Source organism: Candidatus Pantoea rara, from assembly GCF_051136265.1.
GTDB classification, from domain to species: Bacteria; Pseudomonadota; Gammaproteobacteria; order Enterobacterales; family Enterobacteriaceae; genus Pantoea; species Pantoea rara.
This window is the reverse complement of record NZ_CP194943.1, coordinates 417973-429458: the sequence shown is the minus strand read 5'-3', so window position 1 is coordinate 429458 and position 11486 is coordinate 417973. Positions and strand designations below refer to the sequence as shown.

The following is an 11486-nucleotide window of genomic DNA, read 5'->3' as shown; positions in this document are numbered from 1 at the left end:
ACTCCTCTCAGGATAAAATTGACGGTCAAAAAACACGATGAGCGCTTTCCGGCTTCACCAGCCCGCCCCGGAACCTGTGGGGCGGGCTGTCGGCTTACATGCGGTTACTGGCCTCGACCAGTTCGTTATAAGATTTTAAAACGCGCATCGGAGAGCCCGATACCATCCAACCCGAACTGCCACTTCCTTTCAGCAGCATCTGATCTCCCGTGCTGTAAGGTGTTTTATCGCGGACCCGACGCATGCGATCTTTGCAGTCTTTCAGGAAGGTTCCGGCATTTTCCTGAAAGATGGACCAGGTTAATGGCTTGCCCGCTTCACTGGCTGTTGCTTTTCCTGCGTCAGCCAGAAGCGCACTGTAAGCCTCTATCGCTTTTGTCACCTCAGCCACATCGGGCGCGGGTACGGTAAGCTCTGTCGCCAGCTGTTTAGCCTGGGTTACTAACGCGAGACGGTAGTAGCGGCTATGGCGGCCCTCCGACTTTTCAATCTCAACCAGCTGCGCGGAAGTGAGCGCATTGTTCTCTTTTTCAACTTCGGCACCAAACTGGTCGCTGTCTTTCATGAAGCGGTCAAACGCCTTCATGAGCGGCTGATGCATCTGTTTGCCTTTCGCGAAGCCATCATCTTTATAATCTTCCTGACTGTAGTAAAGGTGAGCCTCAGAAACCAGTGGCTGCAGCGTCGTTAAATCCGCCAGATACTGGGTGGCTGCCGCGTCCAGCGCCGGCATGCTGGGGCTGGCCTTTGATGACTCATTGATAGCTTTAGTACATTTTTCCAGTTCGTAAGGTGTGACATCCCCCAGCACGTTCACGCTGCGCTCTTTGCCGGTGGGTCCCTTTTCAACATTCGCAATCCAGCTCACATAGCGCAGGGCACTGTCGCGAACAGATCCATCGGCGGTGTTAAAGCATCCCACGTAGGCATTTAATTTTGTGGTGAGTTGCGCGGTACTGTCCTGTGCAACGGCCTGAGGCTGGCTTTGCGGAGCCGGTTTTGCATCCGCTTTGTCACTGTTATCGCATGCGGCCAGAGGCAGTACGAGCGCGGTCACCAGCATCCCGGGTAATACAGCCCTGCTTGCTCTTTTAAACACAATCGTTCCTTTATTTAGGTGGTCAGAAAGACAGACTGGAAAGGGATGTTCGCATTGACTCCCTTATCAGCGGCGATGAGGGAGACGATGATAAACGGCTTATGCGCTTTGCGACGCTTCGGCCGATTCTTCTTTCCGTAACGCCCTGACTGTTTGATGGCGATGCCAGTAAAGGCCAAGGGTATTTTTAAAAGCGTCAATCTCTTTCTTCAGGCCCGGTAAGGGGATCTCACTGCGCTTTTTACCTTTAGTGTTCGGCTGCTCATGCTGCACGTAGAGCTTATCCCGACCGAAATTACGAATGACGTTGATGTTTTTAACGTTATCCCAATCCAGCAGTTCGCCGGTTTTCGGTGACACGATCCCCTGCCAGGTGATGACAATCTGCGAGCCATCTTTCAGCGTGTAAGGCGCATTGGGGAAATGCTTCAGTACCAGCGCGGTTTCCATTTCACCTTCAGGCTGATAACGCCAGGCCAGGCTCTCCTCATGCACGGAAGAGAAGTCGCGCTCATACTTCTGCCACAACTGCTGTTCGATCTCGTTGGCAACCGGCATCAGATCAACCCAGCTCTGGGCCGGAGAATCGGCGGCGACCGCGGCATAGTCGGCTTCGTCGATGTTGTACCCGACGTTGCGCATCCTTTCGGTCAACGGCGGGTGTGAATCAAACGGGTGCGGCACATTCTGTTCGCGGACAATGCTGATAAAGTCCGGAGAGGCGACATGCTCAGGCAGACCGGCAGCAATTGCTTTACTGATCCCCAGTTCATTTTCATGCAGCGTCCGGTTATTAAAGAAGTTTCGCTCAACTTCACTGCGGTAACTGGCATAGGCCGATACTTTGATCAGCGATTCGATAATCGCGGCGGGGGAGACCAGCGTTGACGCATTGCGATCCGCCACAAACTCACGTTCACGGCTGTTGCGCTGCCACGCCAGCTCAAACAACATGCGATAGAGATAGAGTGGATAATAGACGATCAGTGTTGCCAGATTCTGACCCATCAGCTGCATGTAGAGGTCAAAGCGATGTAGCTTCGGCCCCAGCAGTGCGCCGGAAGCGGTGTCGCCTTCATGAAGATGTGTCAGCTCATGGACCATCACCCCATCAGCCTGCGCAACGGTGAGCTGACGCAGCAGCGGAATACTGACATAGAGTTTACGACCGGTGAGCGGGTGCCCATTTACGCTCAGCGGGGCTTCCGTCACGTAAAAGTTGGTATCGATGCCCGCAACGATATGATCGGGTGGCGTGGTGCCTACTCTGGCGGCCAGCATATCAATTTGTGACCAGAGTGCCGGAGCGGCTTCACGTGTCACCACTTCACCTTCGATGCTCTCTTCCGGCGGAAGCTTTTTGAAGATGCCTTTGATCATGTAATACATGCCGGCCAGCACCAGCAGGCCTACTGCCATCACCAGCTTTGGATAGTAGGTTTGCGTAAAGAACGCGGTACCCCAGAATGAGAGCCAGACCAGCATGCCGCCCTGCACCATGACTTCCAGTGAACAGGCCAGCATCAGGAATTTGCGCGCCAAAGCCAGGCTGATGACCTGTCCCCGGCGGCTTTTAAAGGCGAGGGCGCTGAACAGCAATACCATCAGCAGGACAACGCCGCTGCCGATCAGCGTCCAGATTGCCACCTTATCCATCATGTAGAACTGCCACAGCTCGGATTGCGGTGCGCAGACGGCATTTTTGTAATCCTGCAGATTTTCATCGACCGGACCGCAGACGCTGGACGGCGGGTTCTGCTGCAAAAATGTCTGCAGTTTGCCGGTATCCTGACGTTGCTCCTGCGCATCGTTCATGAAGAACTGGGTGTACTGCTGGTCGAGTTGCGCATTGCCGTATTCAGCAAAAACCAGAGTAATAACGGGAACGAGAAACAGTGTGAACAGCAGCCAGAGAAATACCTTCAGATAACCCTTCTTCAATTCCGTTAATGATTTCAAAATAATAACATCCTGTATGTCAGTGAAAGGGGAAGCTGCTTTTCAGGAAATTCCTAAAAGAATGACCTTGACCCGATTATATTTCTCGGGGGTGTTTGCGAGCTTCAGCGATATGATAATTGATGCAAACTGCTATGAGCCAGTCAGCGCCTGTTCTTAAAAAGCACAGAGAAAGAGTTAATGGGCTTATCAGGTTGCCAGCAGGTTATTCTCCTGACCGGTCCCTCTTGTTGCGCGCGACAGCAATAATTTGAGTTAATATACATTATTTATTTTGGTCAGCCTCCGACATGAGGTTTAAAAGCTGCCTGACTACTGACGGTATACCAGATTTTATATTTTTCCAGTTGCGCTGGAAAATTACCAGCGCATACCTTTAAAGGGATTCCAGCCGTTATCGCCTTTTTTCTCTTTCAGGTAATAATTGTAATTCGTACTCATGCCGTACAGTGCATTAAAGCCATAGCCCAGGCCGACCTGAAGATACCGTGGGAACTCCATGCCTGCTATCGCTAAGGCGATGATCAAAATAGTATAAACAGCCATCATAATTAAAATCAGCATGATGTTCTTCTTCCACAGGCCGAGTACAAACAGATAAATCGGACCGAAAAGGAAGGCAATTAAATTCATGTTCACTTTCAGTTTTTGCCTGAAAGGCAGGTGCTTCAACGCCTGTCTGAAGCCGGGTGTACTGGGAGCACCATAACGGTCAAAAAAATCAAAGCGGGCCTGCCACTTCGCACTATATTCTTTAGTTCTGTTCTCTTTGCCATTATTTTCAGTGAGTTGTTCCATGTGAACCTCCATGCTTTACACATAATATGCCGATCACCTTACTGTTTCATCTGGATGAAAACGGCATAAATTTCTTCCACCAAAACAGCCAATGTGAATGTCAAAAAAAGCGATATCACAGCCGTGATTCATTCACACTAAAATAATATCGCAATGCAACGAACGGCGCTGCCGCACCCGGCGTGCACTATTAACGGCACACTGGATTCGGGATGAGCAACAACCTCAGAAAATAACCCTGGCGGCATCAGGCCTTTTATAATGAATCAGGCCGAAACGCCCTGAGCGGGGCAGAGAGAATATTAGCACCAAAGAAAATATCGCCACAATGATAAAAATATGTTAATTTTCAGAAAATAATTTCTCGGTCTTTACCCCCTGTAAAGGATATAAAAATGATCGCCTGGAGCGGAGTCGGGTTTTTTGTCGCGCTATTAATTTGTGCTGCTTATCTGCTGTGTAAATGGGTGCTGGATTTTTATTACTACGATGGTTTTTTTGTCGCGCATTTATGGGCGACAGGCGCAACGCTCATCGTTGCCGCCCTCTTTTGTGCGGTCTTCGTCTGGGCGCTCCGGCAGGAAAAATGGCTGGACTCCATCGCAACGGCGACCAAAAGTGAGCCGATGATGGCCCCCGAAAAAACCCACAACTTCTTTTTTATCCCCATTCTTTACTGGCCGATAATTTTGTTACTGCTCGGTTCAGGGATCTGTATTTACGACCTGACCCGATAATGCCTCTGCCTCGCCGACACCCGATTCGGTGTCAGTGAAATGGAAATAGCCACTACACGAAGGAGTTCACGGTGAAATTACGTCAATCATTAAACATTATGGGTGCGCTCTGCCTGACGGCTGCCCTTGGCAGCACCCCGATGATCGCATCAGCAGCCGAAGCGAAAACAGCACAGGCTGCAAACACGCAGACTCAGACCATCTCTTTGCTGGATGGCAAACAGACGTTCAAACTGCAGGGCTATGAAAAGCAGCCTGTTCCGGGCGGCGGACCAGGCACCATGTATGTGAACAAGCAGGAAAAACGCGTATTGATCATTGGCGAGGAAGAGATCCCGGTGATTGCACGCGGTGGCAGTGACGCCGATTTCCTTGAAGGCGGAAAGTCTATTAAAGACAAGCAGAAGCAGGCTTCACCTACTTATACGGTGATCAGTGAGAAAACTGAGAATGCCAATGGTCTGCCGGTCTATCATATTGAAGCCACCGACAAAATGGGTGGCAATGATGTGCAACAGGCGACGCTGCTGGCGGCTGCCAACAAGAAATTCACCGTTATTCAGGTGGTTTCAAATCACAAAGATAAAGCTGGCCACCTGAAAGCGGTTAACAACATTCTGGGTAAATAAGCCGGGATAGCGGGTCAGTGAGAGAAGGGATTGCGGGTGAGTCTATGTGTTTGCTCAGAACATGCCGGTAATGCCTTCTCTGCACCCACTATTAGTCCTGGCCTGAAAACATAAAAGGCCGTTTCCGGCCTCTCGTTATCTCCCCCCAGACACTCACTTCATGCCGCGCGCACCTGCGGCATCTCGATATCCGCGCTGATACGTGCGCCGTCGGCATCAAACACCATGCAATGGTGTGGATGGAAGGTGGGGCGCAGCGTCTGATAAGGACGGAAATGCACATCGCCAGGCAGCAGCATCTTGAAGCCGTCGTGGCCGTGGCTCTGACCAAACAGATACGTATTGTTGCCGAGTCGCTCAACCACCTCACAGTGGAAGTCGATATTCAGTAGTGCATCGCCATTTATCTGCAACTGCTCCGGCCGGATGCCCAGGGTGATCTCATCTCCTGGCTGCAACGGGCGGATTGGTGAGGGGAGGTGCAGCCGGTGTTCGCCATCGTTAATCACGGCGATCAGACCCGCTGGACCAGACTGCTCCACGCGTGCGGGCAGGAAGTTCATCTTAGGTGAGCCGATAAAACCCGCGACAAAGCGGTTGATCGGATTGTAGTAGAGTTCCATCGGAGAGCCGACCTGTTCCACCTTGCCATAGTTCATCACCACAATCTTATCGGCCAGCGTCATCGCTTCCGTCTGATCGTGCGTGACATAAACCATGGTGGTTTTCAGCTCCTGATGCAGCTTAGCAATGTGCAGCCGCATATCGACACGCAGCTCCGCATCCAGGTTCGACAGCGGCTCATCAAACATAAATACCCGAGGATTACGGACAATCGCGCGGCCAATCGCAACACGCTGACGCTGCCCACCGGAAAGCTGTTTAGGTTTACGATCCAGCAGTTGCCCCAGCTGTAGTGTTTTCGCCACCATCTCCACCTGATGCTGAATCTGCGCCTTTGGCAGACCGTTCACCTTCAGGCCATAGCCGATATTCTCCGCCACTGTCATATGAGGATAAAGCGCATAACTCTGGAACACCATCGCCACGCCACGGTGCGATGGCGCGACATCATTCATCACCTCATCACCAATCAAAATCTCGCCTTCACTGATCTCTTCCAGACCGGCAATCAGCCGCAGCAGCGTGGATTTACCGCAGCCTGACGGACCAACGAAAACCGCGAATTCACCGGCCTCAATATCGAGCGCAATATTTTTTAGCGTTTCTGTTTTACCAAATCGTTTGGTGACGTTTCTCAATCTGATACTGGACATGCTAATCCTCACGGCAGGAAATTTGGCGGCTAAAATGTATGACGTATAACAGTTCATCTTTTTTCACGTCAGCCCTGATGGTGCCTGCGTTGACTATAACGTTCCGTCGGAGTGCGCCCTATCGCTGTTTTTGATTTCTGTAATACCGATCACACATTGGTGCAAACGGGCTGGAGCGCAGCACCTGTTCCGCGTAGCGTATGGCTAAAATGCGATACGTTATTCACTCTTCACATGCCTGATAAATCCTTATTTTGTGTGTGTCTGAAAAAAGAACAACAGCAAATGACAGCTAAAAATGTCATACCTTCACACGAGGCCAGCTATGAAAATTAAAATCAGCGTTACGCTACTCCTGTCAGCATTGATGCTTAATCAATCCGTCTGGGCCGCTCAGCAACTTACCGTCTGGGAAGACATTAAAAAATCAGACGGCATCAAAACGGCGATTGCCGATTTTCAGAAACAGTTCGGCGTTGAAGTGAAAGTACAGGAGATGCCGTTTGCACAGCAGATCGAAAAGCTGCGCCTGGATGGTCCGGCGGGAATTGGCCCGGATGTGCTGGTGATCCCCAATGACCAGCTTGGCAGTGCAGTCGTGCAGGGCTTGCTGGCACCACTGAAAATCGACGCGGCACAACAGAACGCCTACACCCCGTCGGCGATGGCGGCTTTTAAACAGAACGACGTGGTCTACGGCGTCCCCAAGGCGGTTGAAACGCTGGTGCTGATTTACAACAAAGATCTGCTACCCGCGCCGCTGAAAACCCTGGATGAGTATCGCGCTTTCTCTCAGAAGCAGCGTGAGGCGAAACAGTATGGCCTGCTCGCCAAGTTTGACCAGATTTACTACAGCTGGGGCGTGATGGCACCGATGGGGTCTTACATCTTTGGCAAAGACGCCAAAGGCGCGATTAACACCAAAGATATCGGGCTTAACACGCCGGGCAGCGTGGAGGCGGTGACTTATCTTAAGCGTTTCTTCAGCGAAGGATTACTGCCGGGCGGCATCATGGGCGACAACGGCCTGAACGCCATCGACTCGCTGTTTACCGAGAAGAAAGCGGCGGCGGTGATCAACGGGCCATGGGCGTTCCAGCCCTATCAGGCCGCCGGGATCAACTACGGCGTGGCACCACTGCCATTGCTGCCAAACGGCAAGCCGATGAGCTCCTTCCTGGGTGTAAAAGGCTATGTGGTTTCGACCTGGAGCAAAGATCAGGCGCTGGCGCAGAAGTTCCTCACCTTTATCAACCAGCCGCAGTATGTGAAAGAGCGTTATCAGAAAACCCAGGAAATCCCGCCGGTGACTGCGCTGATGAACGATCCGATTATCAAAGATGATGAGAAGGCCAATGCGGTCGCGGTGCAGGCGGCACGTGCGTCAGCCATGCCAGGGGTACCAGAGATGCAGGAAGTGTGGGGACCGGCCAATGCGGCGCTGGAGCTGAGCGTTTCCGGCAAGCAGGAGCCAAAAGCGGCGCTGGATAACGCAGTGAAGCAGATCACCATGCAAATTGAAGCAATGCAGGCCAGCAACCAGTAATGCCGGTTCGCGGGATAACCGTACAGGATAAGGATCAGGGTGTGGCGATATCTTCCGATGAACATCTGGTGACGGCTCAGCGACCGCGTCGTCATGCGACGACCGGTGCGCTGCTGGCACTGTTGCCTGGCTTTGGCCAGTTTTATCACCGTCAGTGGGCGAAAGGGTTGTGCTTTCTGCTTCTGCTCAGCAGCTTTACCGGCGTCTTTCACGATTTTCTGCGTGAAGGATTCTGGGGGCTGTATACGCTGGGGGAATCGGTGCCGCGCGATAACTCCATTTTCCTGCTGGCGGAGGGAATTATCAGCGTGCTGATTGCCGCCTTCGGCGTGGCGGTCTGGGGTGTGTCGGTGCGCGACGCGTGGGTCAATGGCGCTAAGCGCGACAAGGGCCAGCAGCTTAACAGCGTGCGTCAGCAGTATCAGTTACTGCTGCGCGACGGCTTCCCCTACCTGATGATTTCGCCGGGCTTTATTCTGCTGGTGTTCGTGGTGGTGTTTCCGATTCTGTTTGGTTTTGCCATCGCCTTCACTAACTACAACCTCTATCACACGCCCCCGGCGAAGCTGGTGGACTGGGTGGGGTTCAAAAACTTCATCAACATTTTTACGCTGTCGATCTGGCGCTCCACGTTCTTTGACGTGCTGCAATGGACGGTGGTCTGGACATTGCTGGCGACGACGCTGCAGTGCACCGTGGGCGTGATGCTGGCGATTCTGGTGAATCAGAAAGACCTGCGCTTTAAGCCGCTGATCCGCACCATCTTTATCCTGCCGTGGGCGGTGCCGGGCTTTGTCACCATTCTGGTTTTCGCAGGGATGTTCAACGACAGCTTTGGGGTGATCAACAACGCCATTCTCGACTTCTTTGGCATCGCCCCTAAAGCCTGGATGACCGATCCGTTCTGGACCAAAACGGCGCTGATCATGATGCAGACCTGGCTGGGCTTCCCGTTTGTCTTTGCGATGACAACCGGTGTGCTGCAGGCGATTCCGCACGACCTTTATGAGGCGGCTATTATGGATGGTGCCAGCGCCTGGACACGGCTGAAAACCATTACGCTGCCGCTGGTGCTCTACGCCATTGCGCCGATCATCATCACGCAATACACCTTCAACTTTAATAATTTCAACATCATCTATCTGTTTAACAACGGCGGTCCGGCCGTGGCGGGATCGAATGCCGGAGGAACCGATATCCTGGTGTCGTGGATTTACAAGCTCACCATGTCGTCGTCGCAATATGCTATCGCCGCCACCATCACCATTCTGCTATCGATTTTCGTGGTAGGTCTGGCGCTGTGGCAGTTCCGCGCGACCCGGTCGTTTAAACAAGATGAGATGGCGTAAGGGAACAGTTATGGCGAAGTCCGGCAGTATTAAACGCGAAAGGTGGATACGCCTGTCGCTGACCTGGCTGGTAGTGCTGGTTGTCTCAACCATCATTATCTATCCGCTGGTCTGGACGGTTGGGGCATCACTGAATGCAGGCAACAGTCTGCTCAGCAGCTCGATCATTCCGGAGAATGCGTCGCTGCAGCACTACCGCGACCTGTTCAACGGCACGGTGCCGTATATGACGTGGTACTGGAACTCGATGAAAATCAGTTTCCTGACCATGGTGCTGACGCTGATCAGCGTCAGCTGTACCGCCTACGCCTTTTCCCGTTTTCGGTTTAAGGGACGTCAGAACGGCCTGATGCTGTTTCTGCTGTTGCAGATGATCCCGCAGTTTTCGGCGCTGATTGCGATTTTCGTGCTGTCGCAACTGCTGGGGCTGATTAACAGCCATCTGGCGCTGGTGCTGATCTACGTTGGCGGAATGATCCCGATGAACACGTACCTGATGAAGGGCTATCTCGACTCGATTCCCAAAGATCTGGATGAGTCGGCGCGCATGGATGGTGCAGGCAACTTCCGCATTTTTGTTGAGATCATCATGCCGCTGTCGAAACCGATTCTGGCGGTCGTGGCGTTGTTCTCTTTCACCGGGCCGCTGGGCGATTTCATTCTTTCCAGCACCATTCTGCGCACGCCGGAGCAGTTCACGCTGCCGATTGGCCTCTATAACCTGGTGTCGCAAAAAATGGGTGCCAGTTACACCACCTATGCAGCCGGTGCCGTGCTGATCGCCGTGCCGGTGGCGGTGTTCTATCTGGCCCTGCAGAAATACTTCGTTTCCGGCCTGGCCTCAGGCAGTACTAAAGGATAAATCATGACGCCAAAAACATTGATTCTCGCCCTGGCGCTGGCCTGGGCGACACCGCTGCTCGCCACCGATCAGCCTGTCATCGCTTCCGCCGGGCCATGGCCAGCTGATTTTATCAAGGGCGCAGATATCTCTTCGCTGGCTGAACTGGAGAAGCAGGGAGCGAAATTTTACAACGCAGACAACCAGCAGCAGGATGCCATCGCCATCCTGAAAGCCAGTGGTATCAACACCATCCGGCTACGGCTGTGGGTCGATCCCACCGACGGCAGTGGTCACACCTACGGCGGCGGCGATAACGATCTGGCGACCACACTGGCCCTGGCGAAGCGTGTAAAAGCGGCGGGACTCAAGTTGCTGCTGGATATTCATTACAGCGATTTCTGGACCGATCCCGGCAAGCAGTTCAAGCCTAAAGCCTGGCAGTCGCTGACCTTTCCGCAGCTGGAAACGCAGGTGCATGACTATACGCGTGACGCCATCGCCCGCTTTAAAGCAGAAGGAGTGATGCCGGATATCGTACAGATTGGCAACGAGCTTAATGGCGGCATGCTCTGGCCGGAAGGCAAGAGCTGGGGCCAGAACGGCGGCGAGTTTGATCGGCTGGCCGGTCTGCTGAAGGCGGGCATCAGCGGTTTACGCGAGAATCTCAGCGATCCCCATCAGGTAAAGATCATGCTGCATCTGGCCGAGGGCACGAAAAATGACACTTTCCGCTGGTGGTTCGACGAAATCGTGAAGCGCGATGTGCCGTTCGATGTGATTGGCCTGTCGATGTACACCTACTGGAACGGCCCCATCAGTGCCCTGAAAGCCAACATGGATGATATCTCCCGGCGCTATAACAAAGACGTGATGGTGGTGGAAGCCGCTTACGGCTACACGCTGGAAAACTGCGACAGCGCCGGGAACAGTTTCCAGGCCAAAGAGGAAAAAGCGGGCGGCTATCCTGGCACGGTCGCGGGCCAGGCGGCTTATCTACATGATCTGATTAAGGCCGTGCTGGCGGTGCCGGACCATCGCGGCAAGGGCGTAGTCTACTGGGAACCAGCGTGGATAACCGCGCCCGGTAATACCTGGGCCACACCCGCAGGCATGAAATATATCCACGACGAATGGAAACAGGGCAATGCCCGTGAAAACCAGGCGCTGTTTGACTGTCACGGCAAGGCACTGCCTTCGCTGCAGGTTTTTCATTAATTATTAGCGCTAACGCTGATGTCTTCCTCTGAG

The 11486-nt window shown here is 53.0% G+C and carries 10 protein-coding genes; 6 read left to right on the top strand and 4 right to left on the bottom strand.

What is annotated here, in order from left to right:
* Nucleotides 1-94: 94 nt before the first annotated feature.
* From ACR8BF_RS20495 to ACR8BF_RS20485, 3 genes are all read right to left on the bottom strand, one after another.
* Complete coding sequence (locus tag ACR8BF_RS20495) at nt 95-1099, bottom strand: YiiG family protein (protein WP_370463474.1); 1005 nt, start codon at nt 1097-1099, stop codon at nt 95-97.
* 99 nt (nt 1100-1198) lie between these two features.
* Entirely contained in the window at nt 1199-3076 is a 1878-nt protein-coding gene (locus tag ACR8BF_RS20490) for a M48 family metallopeptidase (protein ID WP_434746215.1), read from the bottom strand.
* Between the two features lie 342 nt (nt 3077-3418).
* Nucleotides 3419-3856: a DUF2628 domain-containing protein gene (locus tag ACR8BF_RS20485; RefSeq protein WP_434746050.1), complete on the bottom strand. Its 438-nt coding sequence runs from the start codon at nt 3854-3856 to the stop codon at nt 3419-3421.
* Between the two features lie 395 nt (nt 3857-4251).
* On the opposite strand from ACR8BF_RS20485, the gene ACR8BF_RS20480 reads away from it, so the two are divergent.
* Nucleotides 4252-4593, top strand: a complete 342-nt coding sequence (locus tag ACR8BF_RS20480) for a hypothetical protein (protein ID WP_434746049.1) — start codon at nt 4252-4254, stop codon at nt 4591-4593.
* A 71-nt stretch (nt 4594-4664) separates the two neighbouring features.
* Complete coding sequence (locus tag ACR8BF_RS20475) at nt 4665-5222, top strand: hypothetical protein (RefSeq protein ID WP_179898072.1); 558 nt, start codon at nt 4665-4667, stop codon at nt 5220-5222.
* A gap of 158 nt (nt 5223-5380) precedes the next feature.
* Here ACR8BF_RS20475 and ACR8BF_RS20470 read toward each other — a convergent pair whose 3' ends face one another.
* The gene (locus ACR8BF_RS20470) at nt 5381-6499 is read right to left on the bottom strand and encodes an ABC transporter ATP-binding protein (RefSeq protein ID WP_434746048.1); all 1119 of its coding nucleotides are present in this window, start codon (nt 6497-6499) and stop codon (nt 5381-5383) included.
* 325 nt (nt 6500-6824) lie between these two features.
* Here ACR8BF_RS20470 and ACR8BF_RS20465 point away from each other — a divergent pair, with 325 nt between their 5' ends.
* The 4 genes from ACR8BF_RS20465 to ACR8BF_RS20450 are packed head-to-tail and all read left to right on the top strand — an operon-like array spanning nt 6825 to nt 11453.
* A complete protein-coding gene (locus tag ACR8BF_RS20465) occupies nt 6825-8045 on the top strand; it encodes an extracellular solute-binding protein (RefSeq protein ID WP_292986042.1) in 1221 nt (406 codons plus the stop codon).
* Nucleotides 8045-9394, top strand: a complete 1350-nt coding sequence (locus ACR8BF_RS20460; RefSeq protein WP_434746047.1) for a carbohydrate ABC transporter permease — start codon at nt 8045-8047, stop codon at nt 9392-9394. Before ACR8BF_RS20465 ends, ACR8BF_RS20460 begins: the two co-directional genes overlap by 1 nt.
* Before the next feature lie 10 nt (nt 9395-9404).
* The gene (locus ACR8BF_RS20455; RefSeq protein WP_140033818.1) at nt 9405-10256 is read left to right on the top strand and encodes a sugar ABC transporter permease; all 852 of its coding nucleotides are present in this window, start codon (nt 9405-9407) and stop codon (nt 10254-10256) included.
* A gap of 3 nt (nt 10257-10259) precedes the next feature.
* Complete coding sequence (locus tag ACR8BF_RS20450; protein WP_434746046.1) at nt 10260-11453, top strand: glycoside hydrolase family 53 protein; 1194 nt, start codon at nt 10260-10262, stop codon at nt 11451-11453.
* Nucleotides 11454-11486: the final 33 nt, after the last annotated feature.